At 63.2% G+C, this 19,543-nt stretch carries 16 protein-coding genes and 1 tRNA gene; 7 read left to right on the forward strand and 10 right to left on the reverse strand.

From position 1 onward, the window contains the following. Window positions 1–12: 12 nt before the first annotated feature. Complete coding sequence (locus tag ACF8FB_RS12405) at window positions 13–2,400, forward strand: response regulator (protein WP_392511401.1); 2,388 nt, start codon at window positions 13–15, stop codon at window positions 2,398–2,400. 117 nt (window positions 2,401–2,517) lie between these two features. Here ACF8FB_RS12405 and ACF8FB_RS12410 read toward each other — a convergent pair. Further along, window positions 2,518–2,592 (reverse strand) — tRNA-Gln (locus ACF8FB_RS12410). Between the two features lie 259 nt (window positions 2,593–2,851). Between ACF8FB_RS12410 and ACF8FB_RS12415 the strand changes: the two genes are divergently transcribed. Both ACF8FB_RS12415 and zapE read left to right on the forward strand, forming a co-directional pair. Further along, window positions 2,852–3,094, forward strand: a complete 243-nt coding sequence (locus ACF8FB_RS12415; RefSeq protein WP_020193386.1) for a hypothetical protein — start codon at window positions 2,852–2,854, stop codon at window positions 3,092–3,094. A gap of 132 nt (window positions 3,095–3,226) precedes the next feature. Next, window positions 3,227–4,297 carry a cell division protein ZapE gene (gene zapE, locus ACF8FB_RS12420; protein WP_049587571.1) on the forward strand — a complete coding sequence of 357 codons (1,071 nt, stop codon included), beginning with the start codon at window positions 3,227–3,229 and terminating at the stop codon, window positions 4,295–4,297. A 112-nt stretch (window positions 4,298–4,409) separates the two neighbouring features. On the opposite strand, the gene ACF8FB_RS12425 is transcribed toward zapE, so the two are convergent. Next, on the reverse strand, window positions 4,410–6,299 hold the full coding sequence (locus ACF8FB_RS12425) for a propionyl-CoA synthetase (protein WP_392511402.1): 1,890 nt from the start codon (window positions 6,297–6,299) through the stop codon (window positions 4,410–4,412). A gap of 180 nt (window positions 6,300–6,479) precedes the next feature. On the opposite strand from ACF8FB_RS12425, the gene ACF8FB_RS12430 reads away from it, so the two are divergent. Then, window positions 6,480–7,346, forward strand: coding sequence for a LysR family transcriptional regulator (locus ACF8FB_RS12430; protein ID WP_010953310.1), 867 nt, complete (start codon window positions 6,480–6,482; stop codon window positions 7,344–7,346). On the opposite strand, the gene ACF8FB_RS12435 is transcribed toward ACF8FB_RS12430, so the two are convergent. From ACF8FB_RS12435 to ACF8FB_RS12455, 5 genes are all read right to left on the reverse strand, one after another. Then, window positions 7,320–8,474, reverse strand: a complete 1,155-nt coding sequence (locus ACF8FB_RS12435; RefSeq protein WP_010953309.1) for an HPP family protein — start codon at window positions 8,472–8,474, stop codon at window positions 7,320–7,322. The two genes, ACF8FB_RS12430 and ACF8FB_RS12435, sit on opposite strands and share 27 nt — an antisense overlap. Before the next feature lie 280 nt (window positions 8,475–8,754). Next, the gene (locus ACF8FB_RS12440; protein WP_010953308.1) at window positions 8,755–10,074 is read right to left on the reverse strand and encodes a sensor histidine kinase; all 1,320 of its coding nucleotides are present in this window, start codon (window positions 10,072–10,074) and stop codon (window positions 8,755–8,757) included. Continuing rightward, on the reverse strand, window positions 10,071–10,739 hold the full coding sequence (locus ACF8FB_RS12445; protein WP_010953307.1) for a response regulator transcription factor: 669 nt from the start codon (window positions 10,737–10,739) through the stop codon (window positions 10,071–10,073). The genes ACF8FB_RS12440 and ACF8FB_RS12445 overlap by 4 nt, the downstream gene beginning before the upstream one ends. Then, window positions 10,740–11,054 (reverse strand): PepSY domain-containing protein, encoded by a 315-nt coding sequence (locus tag ACF8FB_RS12450; RefSeq protein WP_003250344.1) that lies wholly within the window; start codon window positions 11,052–11,054, stop codon window positions 10,740–10,742. Continuing rightward, the gene (locus tag ACF8FB_RS12455) at window positions 11,054–11,362 is read right to left on the reverse strand and encodes a PepSY domain-containing protein (RefSeq protein WP_010953306.1); all 309 of its coding nucleotides are present in this window, start codon (window positions 11,360–11,362) and stop codon (window positions 11,054–11,056) included. Before ACF8FB_RS12455 ends, ACF8FB_RS12450 begins: the two co-directional genes overlap by 1 nt. A 237-nt stretch (window positions 11,363–11,599) precedes the next feature. Here ACF8FB_RS12455 and ACF8FB_RS12460 point away from each other — a divergent pair, with 237 nt between their 5' ends. Together ACF8FB_RS12460 and queD are read left to right on the forward strand one after the other, a co-directional pair. Then, complete coding sequence (locus tag ACF8FB_RS12460) at window positions 11,600–12,679, forward strand: patatin-like phospholipase family protein (RefSeq protein WP_004573881.1); 1,080 nt, start codon at window positions 11,600–11,602, stop codon at window positions 12,677–12,679. Window positions 12,680–12,732: 53 nt separating this feature from the next. Continuing rightward, the gene (gene queD, locus ACF8FB_RS12465; RefSeq protein WP_003250327.1) at window positions 12,733–13,089 is read left to right on the forward strand and encodes a 6-carboxytetrahydropterin synthase QueD; all 357 of its coding nucleotides are present in this window, start codon (window positions 12,733–12,735) and stop codon (window positions 13,087–13,089) included. Between the two features lie 10 nt (window positions 13,090–13,099). On the opposite strand, the gene ACF8FB_RS12470 is transcribed toward queD, so the two are convergent. After that, window positions 13,100–13,582 (reverse strand): DUF1289 domain-containing protein, encoded by a 483-nt coding sequence (locus ACF8FB_RS12470; RefSeq protein ID WP_162490568.1) that lies wholly within the window; start codon window positions 13,580–13,582, stop codon window positions 13,100–13,102. A 405-nt stretch (window positions 13,583–13,987) separates the two neighbouring features. On the opposite strand from ACF8FB_RS12470, the gene acnB reads away from it, so the two are divergent. After that, window positions 13,988–16,597 carry a bifunctional aconitate hydratase 2/2-methylisocitrate dehydratase gene (gene acnB, locus ACF8FB_RS12475; RefSeq protein WP_012053050.1) on the forward strand — a complete coding sequence of 870 codons (2,610 nt, stop codon included), beginning with the start codon at window positions 13,988–13,990 and terminating at the stop codon, window positions 16,595–16,597. Window positions 16,598–16,671: 74 nt separating this feature from the next. On the opposite strand, the gene prpD is transcribed toward acnB, so the two are convergent. Then, entirely contained in the window at window positions 16,672–18,156 is a 1,485-nt protein-coding gene (prpD, locus tag ACF8FB_RS12480) for a 2-methylcitrate dehydratase (RefSeq protein WP_392511403.1), read from the reverse strand. Between the two features lie 166 nt (window positions 18,157–18,322). Continuing rightward, a complete protein-coding gene (gene prpF, locus ACF8FB_RS12485) occupies window positions 18,323–19,513 on the reverse strand; it encodes a 2-methylaconitate cis-trans isomerase PrpF (protein WP_104962135.1) in 1,191 nt (396 codons plus the stop codon). Between the last annotated feature and the right edge of the window lie 30 nt (window positions 19,514–19,543).

The following is a 19,543-nucleotide window of genomic DNA, read 5'->3' on the forward strand; positions in this document are numbered from 1 at the left end:
GCCGCCGCAACGATGCAGCAAACGCCGTTGAAACTACTGATGGTCGAAGACAGCTCGATGGACGCTGAGCTTACCCTGATGCGCCTGGAGCGCAGCGGGCTGCATGTGCAGTCGCAGCTGGTGTTCGACCATGCGGGTGTCGAACATGCCCTGCGCCAGGCCCGCTACGACCTGATCCTGTGTGACTGCGTGCTACCAGGCTCGTCCGGCACAGAAGTGCTGGCCATCGCCCAACGCCTGGCACCCGACATCCCGTTCATATTCCTATCCGGCATTTATGGCGAAGAGCACGCGGTGGAAATGATCCGCCTGGGCGCGACCGACTATGTGCTGAAGAAGAACCTGCCACTGCTGCCCAAAGCCGTGCGCCGGGCCCTGAACGAAGTACAGGAACGCCAGCGCCGTCGCCGCGCCGAAGAGGCCTTGGCGGACGTCGAAGCACGTGCCCGCATCGCCATCGACGCCGCCGGCATGGGCACCTGGGACCTGCGCCCGCAAGAGGGCCTGTTGCTGTGGGATGACCGCTGCAAGACCTTGTTCGGCGTGCCCACCAGCACCGAAATGAGCCTTGAAGTGTTCTACGCCGGCATCTACCCCGACGACCTGCCACTGGTGCGCGAGGCGGTGGAACATGCCATGCGCCCGGAAAGTGACGGTCATTACCGCGTGGAGTTTCGGATCGCGCAACCCAATGGCCTGGAACCCCGCTGGTTGCTGAGCAGCGGCCAAAGCCAGTTCGTCGATGATCAGTGCGTTCGCTTCTCAGGCGTACTGCAGGACATCCACGCGCAACGCCAGGCCACCCAGGCGCTGCGTCAGCTGAACGAGATGCTTGGCGAGCGGGTCGAGCGCCGTACCCGCGAACGCGATCGTGCCTGGGAGCTGTCGCAAGACTTGCTGGCCGTGCTGAACAAAGACCTGACCCCGGTCGCACTGAACCCCGCCTGGGAAGCCAGCCTGGGCTTCTCACGCGAACGCCTGAGCCAGTCCTCCTTGCTGCACCTGCTGCCTGAGCACGACCAGGAACAGTTACTCACCGAACTGGCCGCCCTCGCCCACGGCCGCACCAGCGCACGCTTCGTCGGTCGCATCCTGCATGCCGGCGGCCAACAGCGCTGGCTGTCGTGGGTGGTGGTGCCGGAGGACACCTTGCTGTACGTGGTGGCACGCGACATCACCAGCGAGCGCGAAGCCGCCCTGAGCCTGGCAGACGCCAACGCGCGGCTGCGCGAACAGATCAACGAGCGCGAGCGCATCGAGGCCGCTCTGCAGCAGATGCAGCGGCTGGAAGCGGTTGGGCAACTAACGGCTGGCGTGGCGCATGACTTCAATAACCTGCTGACGGTGATACTCACCGGTGCCAGCTTTCTGGAGCGCGATCTGGCCAAGGCCGACCTGGACAAGGCCCGCACTCGCCTCACCCATATCCGCGAAGCGGGCGAGCGTGGTGCCAAGCTGACCTCGCAGTTGCTGGCCTTCTCCCGCCGCCAGCGTCTGGAGCCGGTGCCGCTGAACCTCAACCGTACCCTGGCCGGCCTGGAAGAGCTGCTGCGCCGCACGCTGGGTGGCAACATCTCGGTACGGCTGGACCTTGACCTGGCCCTGTGGCAGGCACTGACCGACCCCACCCAGACCGAGATGATCATCCTCAACCTTGCGATCAATGCCCGCGATGCCATGTCCGACGGCGGCCAGCTGACCCTGACAACGCGCAACACCCTTATCGACAAGCGCCCGCAACGTCCGGAAGACCCGGACCCGGGCGAATACGTGATGCTAAGCATCCGCGATACGGGTTGCGGCATGAGCGAAGAGGTGCTGGCCAAGGTATTCGAGCCTTTCTTTACCACCAAGGACATCGGCAAAGGTTCGGGCCTTGGCCTGGCCCAGGTGTTCGGCTTCGCCAAGCAGTCCGGTGGCGGCGTGCGCATCGACACCACACTCGGTCGCGGTACCGAAGTGGCGGTATACCTGCCGGCGGTAAAAGAGGAGATGGTGAACGAACCCGTGCCAGCAGTGCTCAGTCAGTCGATCAGCGAAAGCGGCCATAACCGCACGGTACTGCTGGTGGACGACGACCACCTGGTGCGCGACATGCTAGGCGATGTGTTACGCCAATACGGCTACCAGGTGCGCCAGGCGCACAGCGGCGAGCAGGCATTGGCCTTGCTGGATGACGACATTGACCTGCTGCTGACTGATTTCGCCATGCCCGAGTTCAATGGTGCACAACTGGCGCTGGCTGCCCGCGAACGGTATCCCCGCCTGCCGGTGGTGTTTCTTACCGGTTATGCGGAGTTGCAGGGGCTGGAACTGCCGGGCAGCCTGGTGATCCAGAAGCCGGTGCAGGCTGATGAACTGGCCAGGGCGCTGAACGAAATGCTGGGGATTTCCGGGTAACCCGGTACGGCACGACCCGCGCTCAGGAGGCGCGGAGGCGCGCAAAATCACAAAAACGCGAAAACCCAGTGCTCATCTTTCCTGGCACCGGGTTGAATACGTATTAATCTTGAAAAATGGCAGGGGCGGCTGGATTCGAACCAACGCATGGCAGGATCAAAACCTGCTGCCTTACCGCTTGGCGACGCCCCTGTATCGGATGCAGCATTTGCTGCTCTGACAATTCCAACTGAGTGACAACTGGGTCGTTGTCTTGGAATGCGCGGCACTTTAACAACAAACTTTCGGTCTGTGAACCCCCCTGATAAAAAAAATTGCCAAAAAACAGCGAGTTAGTCATTTCGGTGCTGGTGCAGCGACCGTCCGTCGGTTTCCGCCCGCCTCGCTTCAACACAATCGCATTCCGCACTTCCAATCAGATAAGCCCATTGCATTGACCAAGGAGGACCCCATGCCTGTCTCTCACGACCTCTACCAGGACCTGCACTACCCGCGTGAAATCGTCCAGCAGCGCCGCCAGCAGGACAAGGCGCTGGATCGCCTGCTGGACGAGTACGTGGACATCGACAACCAGGTGCTGGCTGCCGAATCGATATCGGCCGGTAACTTCGTCGACGAAGACCTGCGCCACCTCAAGGAACGTCGCCTGGCGGTGAAGTACATGATCGAACGCCAGCTGGAGCGAAAGGCATAGCCCGCACAGGCACAAGAGGCGGCCAGACCTATCGCAAGAAGTGATGATTGCCCGGCACTTTCTCTATTAGTCAAAATGGCCGCTCTCGGGCAAGCTGCAGGCTGCCCCGCCATCGCCCAAGGAGCGTTGCTTTTGTCTGCCTGGATCCCTACCCCGCTGCGCCAGCTTGGCCAACGCTTGCGCGGCACCGCCAATCAACAGAGCGAGCTGCTCGGCTGGTTCGAGGACAAGGCGCACAGCCGCGGTTATCAGCTGAGTGACGGCCAGCGGCGGGTAATCCACTGCATGGCCGAACAACTGACGCAGCTTGAACAAGGTCAACCGCGCAGTCTGTACCTGTACGGCTCGGTCGGCCGGGGTAAAAGCTGGCTGCTCGATGGCTTTTTCCAGGCCGTGCCGATAGCCGCCAAGCTGCGCCTGCATTTTCATGATTTCTTTGCACGCCTGCACCAGGGCATGCACCGCCACCGGGCGCTGGACGACGCGCTGGGCGCAACGCTGGACGAGCTGGTGGGTGGTTGCCGGGTGCTGTGCTTCGACGAATTCCACGTGCATGACATAGGCGATGCCATGCTGCTCACCCGGCTGTTCAACGCCTTGTTCGCCCGTGGCGTGTACCTGCTGGTGACCTCTAACTACGCGCCCGAAGGGCTGTTGCCCAACCCGCTGTATCACGAACGTTTTCTGCCGGTCATTCGCCTGATCAACAGCTCGATGCACGTGCTCGAAGTCGGTGGCGACACGGATTTTCGCAGTTTGCCAGCCAACCGCGAGCATCAGCGTTTTACCCAGGGCCATTATGTCTGGCCGGGTGATGCGGCGCAGCGCCAGGCGCTGAACGTGCCGAACGAACAACCGGTGATACTGGACGTGAACAAGCGCCCGCTGCGAGCGCTGGCCATCGATGGCCGGCGGGTGGTGCTGGGCTTTGACGATCTGTGCGAGAAGGCCACTGCGGTCATCGACTACCTGGTGCTGGCCAGGGAGTATGACGAGTGGGTGATCGATGGGCTGGATGACCTCTCGGCGTGTTCGCTGGCGGCTCAGCAGCGTTTCGTCAACCTGGTGGATGTGCTGTATGACCAGGATCGACGGGTGATTGTCATAGGTAAACGTCCGCTGGAAGAGAGCCTGGGCGGCCCGCTGGCCGACCTGATGCGTACCCGCAGCCGGTTGGGGCAACTGCACCAGATTGCCCCCTGAGCCTGCAGTGCCTGAGATGGCCCTTTCGCGGGTAAACCCGCTCCTACACGACGGCCTCTGCCGAACCACCGATGCGCGTGCCGCCCGCGAAAGGGCCATCGAGGTCAAACCATCAACCCGCCCTGGGCAAATCTGCCAGCACCGCTTCGATCTCCCCTAGCACTGCCGGGTCATCCAGGGTCGACGGCGGCACATAATCCTGCCCATCGGCAATCTTGCGCAGCACCGCCCGCAGAATCTTGCCGGAACGGGTCTTGGGCAGGCGCTTCACCAGCCGTACCCGGTTGAAACAGGCCAGCGGGCCAATTTCCTCGCGCACGCTGCCCACCAGCTCCACCAGCAACTGCGCCTCGGCAATGCCCTCGCCATCCTTGAGTACCACCAGCGCCAACGGTACCTGGCCCTTGATCTCGTCATGCACACCGATCACAGCACACTCCGCTACCGCCGGGTGGCGGGCGACCAGGTCTTCCATTTCACCGGTGGACAAACGATGACCGGAAACGTTGATCACATCATCGGTGCGCCCCATGATGTAGACGAAACCATCATCGTCCAGATAGCCGCCATCGCCCGTGTGGTAGTACCCCGGATACGTGCGCAGGTAGGCCTGCAGGTAGCGCTCGTGATCCCCCCACAGCGTCTGACTGCAACCGGGTGGCAATGGCAGGGCAATCACGATCGAACCCTGATGGTTGGCCCCGAGCAAGTGGCCTTTGTCATCCAGTACGCGAACGTTGTAACCCGGCACCGCCCGGTTGCTCGACCCTGGCTTCGCCGCACTGCCCTCCAGCCCGACGCAAGGCGCGGTGACCGGCCAGCCGGTCTCGGTCTGCCACCAGTGGTCGTGCACCGGCTTGCCACTCACCCGTTCCAGCCATTCATGGGTGCTGGAATCCAGCTTTTCCCCCGCCAGGAACAGTTGCCGCAGCGAGCTGAGGTCATGTTTGCGAATCAGGTCGCCCTCCGGGTCCTCCTTGCGGATGGCGCGCATGGCCGTAGGTGCACAGAACAGCGCGTTGACCCGGTACTGCTCCACCACCCGCCAATAGGCCGAAGCATCCGGGGTGCGGATAGGCTTGCCTTCGTAGAACACCGTGGTACAGCCGCTCATCAACGGCCCGTAGACGATCAGTGAGTGGCCGACCACCCAACCGACGTCGGAAATGCCCCACCACACATCACCGGCCTGCATGCCATAGATATGGCGCATGGCGTAACACAGCGCCACGGCATTGCCGCCGTTTTCCCGGACGATACCCTTGGGCTTACCGGTGGTGCCTGAGGTATACATGATGTACAGCGGGTCGCCGGCATCCAGCTCGACGGGCGCCACCGGCTCGGCGTCGGCCAAGGCCGCCTGCCAGTCCAGGTCGCGGCCTGGCAGCAGCTCAGCGTGCGCCTGTGGCCGCTGCAGCACCAGCACATTGCGCGGCTGGTGCCGGGCCAGTTGCAGGGCACGGTCAACCAGCGGTTTGTATGCAATGACCCGGTCGAACTCCAGCCCGCACGATGCCGTCAGCAACAAGGTGGGCCGGGCGTCATCGATGCGCAGGGCCAACTCGTTGGCGGCAAAGCCACCGAACACGACCGAATGCACCGCGCCGATCCGCGCGCAGGCCAGCATCGCCATGGCCGCTTGCGGCACCATGGGCATGTAGATGATCACGCCATCGCCCTTGTTCACCCCCAGCTGGCGCAGCAAACCGGCCAGGCGTGCCACCTCGTCGCGCAATTGGTTGTAGGTGTAGGTCTGCTGCACGCCGGTCACTGGCGAATCGTAGATCAGCGCCAACTGCTCGCCGCGGCCCTGCTCGATCTGGTGGTCGAGGGCCAGGTAACAGCTGTTCAGGCGGCCATCCGCGAACCAGCGGTGGGTACCGTCGGCGTTATCTTGCAGGGTCAGGGCAGGCTTGCGGTGCCAGGCCAGGTGTGCGGCCTGTTCCGACCAGAAAGCGGCAGGGTCGGAAATGGAATGGGCGTAGCTGTGCTGGTAGCTCATGTCGTTAGAAACCCGGTACTTGTTGTTATTGAAGGGCGAAACTTGAGTATGGACCGCTATACCCACGCCGCCATGGGACTAAAGTCACAACCGACCTGCAAATTTGCAGACAACGCAATTACGCCCCATAACGGTGCAAAGCCTCTAGAATAGGCCTCCCCTTCAACCACCGAGCAGCCCATGGACATCGAGCAGGCCCGTACCTTCCTGGAAATTGTGCGTTGCGGCAGCCTGGTCGCCGCGGCCGAGCGCCTGTTCGTGTCACAAACCGCGATCACCGCGCGCGTGCAGCGCCTGGAACAGCAACTGGGTTGCCAGCTGTTCGTGCGTAGCCGCAGCGGCGCCAGCCTGACCAGCGATGGCGAAGCGTTCGTCAGTTATGCCAACCAGTTGGTGCAAACCTGGGAAGCCGCGCGCCGCGACCTGCCGTTGCCTGAAGGTTGCCAGCAGGTGCTGCATGTGGGCGGTGAGGTGAGCCTGGGCAACCCGATGATGCTCGACTGGGTAAGTGCCCTGCACCGTGAACTGCCCAGCCATGCCATCCGCAGCGAGGTCAGCGACGGAGAATCGCTGCTGCGCAAGGTCGAGATGGGCTTGCTGGACGCCGCGCTGGTCTACCAGCCGACCTACGGTCCAGGCCTGCAGGTGGAGCAGTTGATGGAAGAGAAGCTGATTCGCGTGCGCCGGGTCGAGCGGCCCGAGCCGTACATCTACATCGACTGGGGCGAGGCCTTCCGCCGCCAGCATGATGCGGCCCTGCCCGACTGCGCGCGCCCGGCGCTAAGCTTCAACCTTGGTCCGTTGGCCCTGCAGTTCATACTCGACCAAGGTGGCAGTGGCTACTTCCGCACGCGGGTGGTGCAGGCCTATCTGGACAGCGGCGTGTTCGAGCGGGTACCGCAGGCACCGGAGTTCACCTACCCGACCTTCCTGGTGTACCCACGCAAACGCGACAGCGAAGCCCTGCAACAGGCCTTCGCGATCCTGCGCCGGCTGGTAGCTGCCGGCGCCAGCGACTGGTCACAACGCTGGGACCCGGTTATCTGAAGCCTCGATCTTGCTGAGCAACTGACGCTTGAGGCCGGCGATCAGGTCGGTCTGGGTGATCACCCCCACCAGCTTGTCGCCATCAAGCACCGGCAAGCAGTGCAGGCCTTGTTCGCACAACAAGGGCAGCAGGCGTTCCAACGGGTGCTGGCTGCTGACACTGACAACCCGCCTGCTCATCACTTGTGCCATGCGCACCGCCTGGCGGCCGAACAGACCGCGCCAGCTGAAACGCCCACGCTGCATCGCCGGGCCAACCAGGTCGCTGAGGCTGACGATGCCCACAAGCTTGCCGTGCTGCAGGACAGGCAGGGTTTTCAGGTGATGGCTGGCGAGCATTTTCCAGGCCTGCTCCAGTGTGGTATCAGGCGTGGCGAACTGCACATCGCGGGACATCACCGAGGCCGCGGTGATACCACCAAGGCTGCGCTGCAGGGCGTGCTGCTCAGTGGCGAGGATGATGCGCTCCAGCTCGTCACGGCTGACGTCGACGAACTCGCCCAGCTCTTCCAGGGCCAGGTCCAGGTCTTCACTGCGGATGCCGACCCGCTCGCCGGGCAGTGGGTCATGGGTGTGGTGCAGGTCTTTGCGTGGCAGCGCGCCTTTCGGGTAGCGCACCCCCGTCAAACGGTTGTAGGCGATTGCCACTGTCACCAGTATCAACGCATTGAGCAGCACCGGCTCCAGCAGGTGATCGCCCAGGGCGGTCAACCCCGGGTCGGCCAGCACCGCACTCACTGCCACACCGCCACCCGGCGGGTGCAGGCAGCGCAACAGGCACATGACCAGGATCGAGATGCCGAGCGCCGCAGCAGCCACCCACAGCTCGGGGCCGAAGCCTTCGCGCATGGCCAGCCCCACTGCACCCGCCAGGGCGTAGCTGCCCAACACCGGCCAAGGTTGGGCCAAGGGGCCGGAATGCACCGCAAACACCAGTACCGCCGAAGCAGCCAGCGGGCCGAGCAAGTGCAGGGCGATGCTGGGACCATAGGCCAGGCTGGTCAGCCAGCCCGCGAGGAACAGGCCAAGCAGCGCACCGATACCGGCACGCAACCATTCTTTCGGGGGGATGTTGAGGGAGGCCGGCAACAGCCGCTGCAGACGACTTTCGGAACGCGAGGCAGACATTTGGGCAATCGGGATCTTTGGTTTTTCTGTTTAAAAAGAAAGCCCAGCCGAGTTGGCCTGGGCCTCGTATTGCGCATGCAATACCACAAGGGGCTCCGTCCGTGGAGAGATGGAAACCGCAGGGTTTCGTGGGGGGATTTTGCCGGGAGGGGGAAATTTGGGCTAATTCAAAAAACTGCGGCTGTACTGCAATTTTTTTGCAGTACTGATAGGGCCAAAGGGTATTGCGTACCTGTGGGAGCGGCCTTGTGTCGCGATGGGCCGCACAGCGGCCCCGGCATCAACGAGCCTTGCGCGGCAGGTCGATGCTCACCCGCAACCCGCCCAGCGGGCTCTCCAGCAAGGCCAGTCGCCCGCCCCATGCGTCGACGATATCGCGCACGATGCCCAACCCCAGCCCATGCCCAGCCACCTGCTCGTCCAGCCGTGAACCTCGCTCCAGCACCTGCTGCCGCTGGTCTTGCGCAATACCCGGGCCATCGTCATCGACCCACAGCCGGTAGCCCTCGGCGTTCGACGCGATACCCACGCGCACCTCGCTGTCAGCCCACTTGCAGGCGTTGTCCAGCAGATTACCCAACAGTTCCAGCACGTCCTCGCGGTCCCATGGCAACAACAGCCCGGGCGACACATCACTTGCCAGCAGCAGGCCCTCGCCATGAATCATGCCCAAGGTGCCGAGCAACCCCGGCAGTTCGGCATCACAATCGAACTGCGCACCCGGCAGCGCATCCCCTGCCAAACGTGCACGGTTCAGCTCGCGCGCCAGGCGCTCCTGAATCTGCTGCAACTGCTCACGCATTTGCGCGCGCACCTCCGGCAGACCCTGCAGGCGGTCACTGGAAGCCAGGCTCAGCAACACCGCCAGCGGCGTCTTCAGCGCATGGCCGAGGTTACCGAGGGCATTGCGTGAGCGGCGCAGGCTGTCTTCGGTATGGCTAAGCAAGTGGTTGATCTGCCCCACCAGCGGTACCAACTCGCTGGGCACCTCGGCATCCAGCTGCGAGCGCTGCCCCTGCTGCAGCTGGGCGATCTGCTGGCGCGCCCGCTCCAGCGGCCGCAGCGAGCGGGTAACCGTGATGCGCTGCAACACCAGAATCAGGATCAGCGCCACCAGGCCCATGCCCAGGCCGATCTGCTGCAAGCGTCGGAAACCTTCGCGCACCGGTGAATAGTCCTGAGCCACACTGATCGAGATGTCCTGGCCCAGGCGCCGGTAGTCGGCACGCAGGGCCAGCAGTTGCTGGCCTTCCGGGCCGAGTTCATGGCTATCGGAAAGCCCGGGCGCTGCGGGCTTGGGCATGTCCAGGTCCCACAGCGAACGAGACCTCCAGGTACCCTGGTCGAAATCGATGCGGAAGTAGTAACCGGAAAACGGCCGCTGATAGGCAGCCGAGATGCGCCGCTCATCCAACTGCAGGCCGGAGGGCCCGCGCACCAATGCCACCAGAAGGTTCTCGCTTTCGTTGCGCAGGCCGTTTTCCAGATAACGTTGCAGGCCGGCCTCGAACAGCCACAAGGTCAGTTGCGCCAGCACCACGCCGACCACCACCAGTACCGCCACCAGGCCCAGGCTCAGGCGCGCCTGGATCGACTTCACTCGCCGCTCCCGGCATAGATGTAGCCTTGCCCGCGACGGGTTTCGATCACACTGCGGCCCAGCTTGCGGCGCAAATGGTTGACGTGGACCTCCAGCACGTTCGAGTCGCGCTCGGTTTCACCGTCGTAGAGGTGCTCGGCCAGGTGGCTTTTGGACAGGATCTGCTGCGGGTGCAGCATGAAGTAGCGCAGCAGGCGGAACTCGGCGGCGGTCAGTTGCACATCCACCCCGTCGCGGCTCACGCACTGACGGCTTTCGTCAAGGTGCAGGCCGGCCGCTTCCAGCTTCGGCTGATTGGCCAGGCCCCGGGCGCGGCGCAGCAACGCCTGGATGCGCAGTTGCAGCTCTTCGGGATGGAACGGCTTGCTCAGGTAATCGTCAGCCCCGGCCTTCAGCCCTTCGATGCGCTCGGCCCAGGAGCCGCGGGCCGTGAGAATCAATACCGGTGTGGCCAGGCCGGCGGCACGCCACTGGGCCAGCACATCCAGGCCGGGCAAGCCAGGCAGGCCGAGGTCCAGGATGATCAGGTCGTAAGGCTCGCTTTGCCCCTGGTAAACCGCGTCACGGCCATCAGCCAGCCAGTCCACGGCATAACCCTGGCGCTGCAGGCCGGCGGTCAGTTCATCGGCCAACGGTACGTTGTCCTCGACAAGCAACAGGCGCATTCAGTCATCTTCCTCGTCTTTGAGCAGGGCGCCGGTGCTGGCATCGAGCTTGATCTCGCGCACCACACCTTCAGTCGTCAGCAACTCGACTTCATATTCGTAGCGATCATCGTCTTCTTCCAGCTCGGCTTCCAGCAGACGCGCCCCGGGGTGACGCCCCAGGGCGGTCTCGAGCAGCTGTTCGAGCGGCAGGATGATGCCCTTCTGACGGAGCTTCAGGGCTTCATCCTGGTCCAGGTCGCGAGCAACAGCCAGGGAGCAGACGGCAAGCAGCGAGAGCGCCAGGTAACGTGCCGTCCGGGATACATGGATCATCAGCTGTCTCGTTCGTCCTTGAGCACCTCACCGGTCTTGGCATCCATGTCGACGTCCCATTCGACGTTCTGCGTATCACGCAGCTCGACCTTGTAGATGTAGCGGCCGTACTCGTCTTCAAGTTCCGAGTCAGTGACGGTGGCGCCTGGGTGCTTGGCCACGGCAGCGGCCTTGAGCTCGTCCAGCGACTTGATGGTCTTGGCGTTGACCAGTTTGACCACTTCGTCAGGCTGAACGTCCTTGGCGAAGGCGGCATTGGCACCCAGGGCGAGGGCAGCGGCGGTGATCAGGGCAGTCATGGTTTTCATCGTTCTTCTCTCCTGAGAACTGTGCAAGTTGTCTACGGGGTTAAGATTAACCAGCGGTCCTTAATTCAACCTGAAAACAGCTGGCGGCATGATAGCGCAGTTACGCCGCCAACCCGACTCGGCCCAGTGCAAGGTGCGGCCTTGTGCTGCGAAAGGGCCAATACAGCCACCTACAGGTGTGTTATCTGTAATGGCCCCTCGCAGCACAAGGCTGCTCCTATGCCCAAGAGACCCGCCATGAGCGCCATCCACATCAAATACCCCGCCCTCACCTTCAAGGCCGGCCAGCGTGCCTTGCGACACATCCGCGAGCGTGGCCTGCAGGCGGCCGATGTCGGGGTATTGCCGGGCGCGGCGGGTGGGCCGAAGCCGCTGGGCATCCAGGGCCTGGACCTGGCGCTGTTCGGCGAGTGGCTACCCTCGGCACCCCGTCAGCGTGCCCTGATCGGCGCATCGATCGGTGCCTGGCGCTTCGCCAGCGCCTGCCTCGACGACCCGGTCGCCGGCATCCGTCGCCTGGGCGAGCTATACACCGAGCAGGATTTCGCCAAGGGCGTCACCCCGGCCGAAATCAGCCGCAGCTGCCAACGCATGCTCGATGACCTGCTGGAGGGCCGCGACGGCCAGCTGCTGGCCAACCCGCACTACCGCCTGAACATCCTGGTGGTGAAAAGCCATGGCCAGCTCGCTCACGACCATCGCGGCCGCCTGGGGCTGGGGCTGGGCTCGGTGGTTGCCAGTAACCTTTTGGGCCGTTCGCGCCTGGCCCGTCACTTCGAGCGCATCATTCTGCACGATGGGCGCGCCGCGCCTCCGCTCGACACGCTGACCGACTTCCCCTCACGCTACCTGCCGCTGGACTTGACCAACCTGCGCCACGCCCTGCTCGCTTCCGGGTCGATACCGATGGTCATGCAGGGCGTGAAAGACATCCCCGGTGCCGGTGCCGGCACCTACCGCGACGGCGGCCTGCTCGACTATCACCTCGACCTGCCCTATCGCGGCGACGACCTGGTGCTGTACCCGCACTTCACCGACAAGGTCGTACCCGGCTGGTTCGACAAGGCCCTGCCCTGGCGCAAGGGCGATGCCACCCGCCTGCAAAACGTGCTGCTGATGACGCCTTCGCCGCAATACCTGGCCGCCCTGCCCTACGGCAAACTGCCCGACCGCAACGACTTCAAGCGCTTCATGGGCGATGCGCCAGGGCGCAAGCGCTATTGGTACAAAGCCATTGCCGAAAGCCAGCGCCTGGGGGATGAACTTCTGGAACTGACCGCCACCGGGCGGCTGCATGAACGCCTGCAAGCCTTGTAGCGGCCATGCTGGTAGACTGCGCGCATTATTGATTCACACAGAGTTATGACAGCGTGGAAATTTTCAAGGAATTCACATTCGAATCGGCCCACCGCCTGCCCCACGTCCCTGAAGGGCACAAATGCGGCCGTTTGCATGGCCACTCGTTCAAGGTCGGCCTGCACCTGACCGGCCCGCTCGACCCGCACACGGGCTGGATCCGCGACTTCGCCGAGGTCAAGGCGATCTTCAAGCCGATCTATGATCAGCTGGACCACAACTACCTGAACGACATCCCCGGGCTGGAAAACCCCACCAGCGAAGTGATCGCCAAGTGGATCTGGGACCAGGTCAAGCCGCTGATGCCGGAGCTGTCCAAGGTTCGCATCCACGAAACCTGCACCAGCGGTTGCGAATACACCGGCGACTGATTCGCCCGGCTCACTGGCCCTGCGCGCTGCCCATGGCATCGCGCAGGAAGCTGGGGGCGATATAGCGCTGGTAGTGCGCCTCTGAAAGCAGGAAGAACTCGCGATCGATCGCATCGCGCAATTGGGGCAGTTCCCAGTCACGGAACTCCGGCAGCAACACCATGCCATAGGCCTCCAGGTCACGGATCATCCGCGCCCCGCGGGCAATCAGCTGGTAAGCCCAGCAATACGCCGACTGCTGCTCGACAAAGCGGATGGAGCGCTGCTCCAGTTGCTGGCGCAGCAGGCCTTTGTCGAACACCTCAAGCTTGGCCATCATCACCTGCACCAGCAGTTGCTCAAGGCGCAACCACACGGCGCGCTTCTGCGTGTCGTCGTAGCCGTTCCAGTTGATCACTTCGTGGTGAAAACGCTTGCAGCCACGGCACACCGTGTCTCCGTACACCGTGGAGCACAGGCCGACGCAAGGGGTTTTGATGGACTTGTTGGACATGAAAAACAACAGCTTGGCGATGGAACACAGGCCCATGTTAGCCCTTTGTCTAACCAGGGTCACTCGTTAAAGTCATGAACACCGCCTTACCTTCAGGCTTTTTTTACCGTAGAATCACCCGGCCTTTTCAAAGGCAACAATGTCCGTTGGAAGCTGTTTTCAAAGCGTCACGAGCACAGTTGATCCGGTAGAACGGCGTTGGCCCGGGCCATGCATCCCTCGCATGCCCGCGCCAGCCCTCATCAGTCCCCGTTCTGCAGGCGTAAAACTTTGAAAGCAGCTTCTGTAAGGATTCCTTGCGACCCTGGTTGGGCGGCCCACAAAGCCGCGGCAGCGCATGGGTGCATTGAATGCTGGATAAGCGTCCCGGACCCCCTTTAGGGACCACTGATGAGGGAAATAACTGTGCTTGAAGCCTACCGCAAACACATCGAAGAGCGCGCCGCCCTGGGTATCGTTCCCCAGCCGCTGAACGCCGAACAAACTGCAGGCCTGGTCGAGCTGCTGAAAAACCCGCCGGCCGGCGAAGAAGCCTTCCTCGTAGACCTGATCACCAACCGCGTACCGCCAGGGGTCGACGAAGCTGCCTACGTCAAGGCCGCTTTCCTCTCCGCCGTCGCCAAGGGCGAAGCCAAGTCGCCACTGATCGACCGCAAGCACGCCACCGAACTGCTGGGCACCATGCAGGGCGGCTACAACATCGAAACGCTGGTCGCACTGCTGGATGACGCCGAACTGGGCGCCGTCGCGGCCGAACAGCTCAAGCACACCCTGCTGATGTTCGATGCCTTCCACGACGTGGCCGAAAAAGCCAAGGCCGGCAACACGCACGCCAAGGCCGTCCTGGAATCCTGGGCTGCCGGCGAGTGGTTCACCTCGCGTCCGGCCATCGCCGACAAGTACACCCTGACCGTGTTCAAGGTGCCTGGCGAAACCAACACCGACGACCTGTCGCCTGCCCCGGACGCCTGGTCGCGCCCTGACATTCCGCTGCACGCCCTGGCCATGCTGAAAATGGCCCGCGACGGCATCGAACCGCAGCAGCCTGGTTCGGTCGGCCCGCTGGCCCAGATCGAAGCCGTCAAGGCCAAGGGCTTCCCGGTTGCCTATGTCGGCGACGTGGTCGGTACCGGTTCCTCGCGTAAATCCGCTACCAACTCGGTACTGTGGTTCTTCGGCGACGACATTCCTTACGTGCCGAACAAGCGCGCCGGTGGCTTCTGCTTCGGCACCAAGATCGCCCCGATCTTCTACAACACCATGGAAGACGCCGGCGCCCTGCCGATCGAATTCGACTGCACCAACCTGGGCATGGGCGACGTCATCGACGTTTACCCATACAAAGGTGAAGTACGCCGTCACGACAGCGACGAGCTGGTCACCACCTTCGAGCTGAAAACCGAAGTGCTGCTGGACGAAGTCCGCGCTGGCGGCCGTATCCCGCTGATCGTCGGCCGCGGCCTGACCGAAAAAGCCCGTGCCGAGCTGGGCCTGGGTGCTTCCGACCTGTTCAAGAAACCAGAGCAGCCTGCCGATTCCGGCAAGGGCTTCACCCTGGCGCAGAAAATGGTCGGCCGTGCCTGTGGCCTGCCAGAAGGCCAGGGCGTGCGCCCAGGCGCCTACTGCGAGCCAAAAATGACCACCGTCGGCTCCCAGGACACCACGGGCCCGATGACGCGCGACGAGCTGAAAGACCTGGCATGCCTGGGCTTCTCTGCTGACCTGGTCATGCAGTCGTTCTGCCACACCGCGGCCTATCCGAAGCCGATCGACGTCACCACCCACCACACCCTGCCAGACTTCATCCGCACCCGTGGCGGCGTGTCGCTGCGCCCAGGCGACGGCATCATCCACAGCTGGCTGAACCGCATGCTGATGCCTGACACCGTAGGTACCGGTGGCGACTCGCACACCCGCTTCCCGATCGGCATCTCGTTCCCAGCCGGTTCCGGCCTGGTGGCCTTCGCTGCCGCCACCGGCGTCATGCCACTGGACATGCCAGAATCGATCCTGGTGCGCTTCAAGGGCAAACTGCAGCCAGGCATCACCCTGCGTGACCTGGTGCATGCCATCCCTTACTACGCCATCCAGAAGGGCCTGCTGACCGTCGAGAAGAAAGGCAAGAAAAACGCCTTCTCCGGCCGCATCCTGGAAATCGAAGGCCTGGACGAACTGACCGTCGAGCAAGCCTTCGAGCTGTCCGACGCCTCGGCCGAGCGTTCCGCTGCCGGTTGCACCATCAAGCTGCCGGAGAAGGCCATCGCCGAGTACCTGCAGTCCAACATCACCCTGCTGCGCTGGATGATCGGCGAAGGCTACGGCGATGCCCGCACCCTGGAGCGCCGTGCCCAGGCCATGGAAGCCTGGCTGGCCAAGCCTGAGCTGCTGTCGGCCGACGCCGATGCCGAATACGCCGAAATCATCGAAATCGACCTGGCCGACGTCAAAGAGCCTGTGCTCTGCGCGCCGAACGACCCGGACGATGCCCGCCTGCTGTCCTCGGTACAAGGCGAGAAGATCGACGAAGTGTTCATCGGTTCGTGCATGACCAACATCGGTCACTTCCGCGCTGCCGGCAAGCTGCTGGAGAAGGTCAAGGGTGGCATTCCGACCCGTCTGTGGCTGGCTCCGCCAACCAAGATGGACGCTCACCAGCTGACCGAAGAAGGCTACTACGGCATCTACGGCAAGGCCGGTGCACGTATGGAAATGCCAGGCTGCTCGCTGTGCATGGGCAACCAGGCACGCGTGCAGACCGGTTCGACCGTGGTCTCCACCTCGACCCGTAACTTCCCGAACCGTCTGGGCGACGCGACCAACGTGTACCTGGCATCGGCCGAGCTGGCCGCTGTCGCTTCGATCATCGGCAAACTGCCGACCGTCGAAGAGTACATGCAGTACGCGAAAGACATCGACAGCATGGCTGCCGACGTTTACCGCTACCTGAGCTTCGACCAGATCGCCGAGTTCCGCGAAGCGGCAGCCAACGCCAAGATCCCGGTGGTTCAGGCGTAAGCTGAGTTACAGGTTGTAAACAAAGCCCCGGCAGCGATGCCGGGGCTTTGTTGTTTGGGCCTGTGCCGGCCGCTTCATATCACAAACAAGTCCACGAACCTGTGCACAGCCGTGCCTTCCAGCTTCTGCTGGTCCTTGCACAGTTCGAAAACCTGCTGACACCGCTGCCGGGCAAAGCGGGTCGCCAGGTTGGCCCTGAACTTGGCCTCCAGCAACGGTATCCCCTCCCCGCGCCGCCGACGATGCCCGATCGGGTACTCCACCACCACTTGCTCGGTGCTGCTGCCATCCTTGAAGAACACCTGCAGCGCGTTGGCGATCGAACGCTTGTCCGGCTCCAGGTACTCGCGACTGAAGCGCGGGTCTTCCACCACCTCCATCTTCTCGCGCAGGCGGTCGATACTGGGGTGGTTGGCATGGAAGGCGTCCTCATAATGCTCCGCCACCAGATGACCAAAGATCAGCGGCACGGCCACCATGTACTGCAGACAGTGGTCACGGTCGGCGGCATTGGCCAGTGGGCCGCTCTTGGAGATGATGCGGATCGCTGATTCCTGGGTGGTGATGACGATGCGGTCGACTTCATGCAGACGGTTACGCACAAGTGGATGCAGGGTTACTGCTGCCTCACAGGCGGTCTGGGCGTGGAACTCGGCAGGGAAACTGACCTTGAACAGCACGTTCTCCATCACATAGCTGCCCAACGCCTGGGGCAGGCGCAGCTCGTACTGCCCAGCGGGCTTGAGCGCCAGGTCTTTGTTGGTATGGCTGAACGAAACATCGTAGAACCCCCACTGCGACGCCGTGAGCACGCCCGGCACGCCCATTTCCCCACGCAAGGCGATGTCGGCCAGGCGCACACCTCGGCTGGAGGCGTCACCCGCAGCCCAGGACTTGCGCGAACCGGCGTTGGGCGCATGGCGATAGGTACGAAGGGCCTGGCCGTCGACGAAGGCGTGGGACAAGGCCGAGAGCATCTGCTCACGATTGGCCCCCATCAGCCTGGCGCACACGGCGGTCGACGCGACCTTCACCAGAATCACGTGATCGAGGCCGACACGGTTGAAGGCGTTTTCCAGCGCCAGCACGCCCTGAATCTCATGCCCCATGACCATGGCCTCGAGCACATCACGCATCAGCAGTGGCTTTTCACCCGCGGCAACCCGTTTCTGTGACAGGTGGTCAGCCACTGCCAGGATGCCGCCAAGGTTGTCCGAGGGATGAGCCCATTCGGCGGCCAGCCAGGTGTCGTTGTAGTCCAGCCAGCGCACCGTGCAGCCAATGTCCCAGGCAGCCTTGACCGGGTCGAGGCGATAGGAGGTGCCGGGGACGCGAGCACCATTGGGGACCAGCGTGCCTTCCACCTGGGGGCCAAGGAGCTTGGTGCACTCAGGGAAGCGCAAGGCGAGAAGGCCGCAACCGAGGGTGTCCATCAGGCAGTTGCGCGCGGTGTCCAGGGCCTCGCGGGAATCGACCCGGTAGCCGAGGGCGTAATCGGCCAGGGTTTGTAGCACCCGGTCGTAATCCGGGCGATCGTTGAGGTCTACGTTGGCGCTCATATCCAGCTCCCTTCAGAATTGCCGGGGCTGCTGTGCAGCCCTTCGCGGGCTTGCCCGCTCCCACAGGGATATCACAGCATTCAAACCCTGTGATTACCTGTGGGAGCGGGCAAGCCCGCGAAGGGCCGCAAAGCGGCCCCTCTTGAAGCCGAGCGCCAGTGGTGCTTTAGAAGCTATCGCCAGGCACGCGAACCCAGCCCTCCATCAGCACGCGAGCACTACGGCTCATGATTGCCTTGGTTACCGTCCACTCACCATTCACCTGGCGTGCTTCGGCCCCGACCCGCAGGGTGCCCGAAGGATGACCGAAACGCACAGCGCTGCGCTCGCCTCCGCCAGCGGCGAGGTTGACCAGCGTGCCCGGAATGGCCGCCGCAGTGCCAATTGCCACCGCAGCCGTACCCATCATGGCATGGTGCAGCTTGCCCATCGACAAGGCCCGCACCAGCAGGTCGATCTCACCGGCCGGCACCGCCTTGCCACTGGAGGCAGTGTAGGTGCTCGGCGGCGCGACGAACGCCACTTTCGGCGTGTGCTGACGCCCGGCAGCCTGGTCGACGTTGTCGATAAGCCCCATGCGCACGGCGCCATAGGCGCGAATGGTCTCGAAGCGCAGCAGCGCCTGCGGATCGCCGTTGATGGCGTCCTGCAGTTCGGTACCGGTGTAGCCGATATCGGCAGCATTGACAAAAATGGTCGGGATACCGGCATTGATCAAGGTCGCCTTGAACGTACCGACCCCCGGCACTTCCAGGTCATCGACCAGATTGCCGGTGGGGAACATGGCACCGCCACCGCCGTCTTCATCGGCTGCAGGGTCAAGAAACTCCAGCTGCACCTCGGCCGCCGGGAAGGTGACCCCGTCCAGCTCGAAGTCGCCGGTTTCCTGCACTTCACCTTCAGTGATCGGGACGTGGGCGATGATGGTCTTGCCGATATTTGCCTGCCAGATACGCACGGTGGCGATACCGTTGCGCGGAATACGCGCCGGGTCGACCAGGCCACTGCTGATGGCAAACGAACCGACCGCAGCGGACAGGTTGCCGCAGTTGCCGCTCCAGTCGACGAAGGCCTTGTCGATGCTGACCTGGCCGAACAGGTAGTCGACATCGTGCTCGGGCTTGATGCTTTGCGACAGGATCACGGTCTTGCTGGTGCTCGACGTGGCGCCGCCCATGCCGTCGATCTGCTTGCCGTAAGGGTCGGGGCTGCCGATTACCCGCAGCAGCAGCGCATCGCGGGCGGGACCTGGAATTTGCGCCTGCTCGGGCAGGTCTTGCAGGCGGAAGAACACGCCTTTGCTGGTGCCGCCGCGGATGTAGGTGGCGGGGATTTTGATCTGGGGTACATGTGCCATTTTCTTGGGCATCCTGATAGTCCGGTGAAA

This window comes from Pseudomonas sp. yb_2 (assembly GCF_043103905.1).
Classification (GTDB): domain Bacteria; phylum Pseudomonadota; class Gammaproteobacteria; order Pseudomonadales; family Pseudomonadaceae; genus Aquipseudomonas; species Aquipseudomonas alloputida.

What these genes read in the sequence shown, in the direction of transcription:
- ACF8FB_RS12455 (WP_010953306.1), bottom strand. Translation starts at nt 11,362, where the DNA reads ATGAAAACCATGACTGCCCTGATCACCGCCGCTGCCCTCGCCCTGGGT.
- prpF (WP_104962135.1), bottom strand. Translation starts at nt 19,513, where the DNA reads ATGGCACATGTACCCCAGATCAAAATCCCCGCCACCTACATCCGCGGC.
- ACF8FB_RS12470 (WP_162490568.1), bottom strand. Translation starts at nt 13,582, where the DNA reads ATGTCCAACAAGTCCATCAAAACCCCTTGCGTCGGCCTGTGCTCCACG.
- prpD (WP_392511403.1), bottom strand. Translation starts at nt 18,156, where the DNA reads ATGAGCGCCAACGTAGACCTCAACGATCGCCCGGATTACGACCGGGTG.
- ACF8FB_RS12435 (WP_010953309.1), bottom strand. Translation starts at nt 8,474, where the DNA reads ATGTCTGCCTCGCGTTCCGAAAGTCGTCTGCAGCGGCTGTTGCCGGCC.
- ACF8FB_RS12445 (WP_010953307.1), bottom strand. Translation starts at nt 10,739, where the DNA reads ATGCGCCTGTTGCTTGTCGAGGACAACGTACCGTTGGCCGATGAACTG.
- ACF8FB_RS12405 (WP_392511401.1), top strand. Translation starts at nt 13, where the DNA reads ATGCAGCAAACGCCGTTGAAACTACTGATGGTCGAAGACAGCTCGATG.
- ACF8FB_RS12425 (WP_392511402.1), bottom strand. Translation starts at nt 6,299, where the DNA reads ATGAGCTACCAGCACAGCTACGCCCATTCCATTTCCGACCCTGCCGCT.
- ACF8FB_RS12430 (WP_010953310.1), top strand. Translation starts at nt 6,480, where the DNA reads ATGGACATCGAGCAGGCCCGTACCTTCCTGGAAATTGTGCGTTGCGGC.
- ACF8FB_RS12450 (WP_003250344.1), bottom strand. Translation starts at nt 11,054, where the DNA reads ATGATCCATGTATCCCGGACGGCACGTTACCTGGCGCTCTCGCTGCTT.
- ACF8FB_RS12415 (WP_020193386.1), top strand. Translation starts at nt 2,852, where the DNA reads ATGCCTGTCTCTCACGACCTCTACCAGGACCTGCACTACCCGCGTGAA.
- ACF8FB_RS12460 (WP_004573881.1), top strand. Translation starts at nt 11,600, where the DNA reads ATGAGCGCCATCCACATCAAATACCCCGCCCTCACCTTCAAGGCCGGC.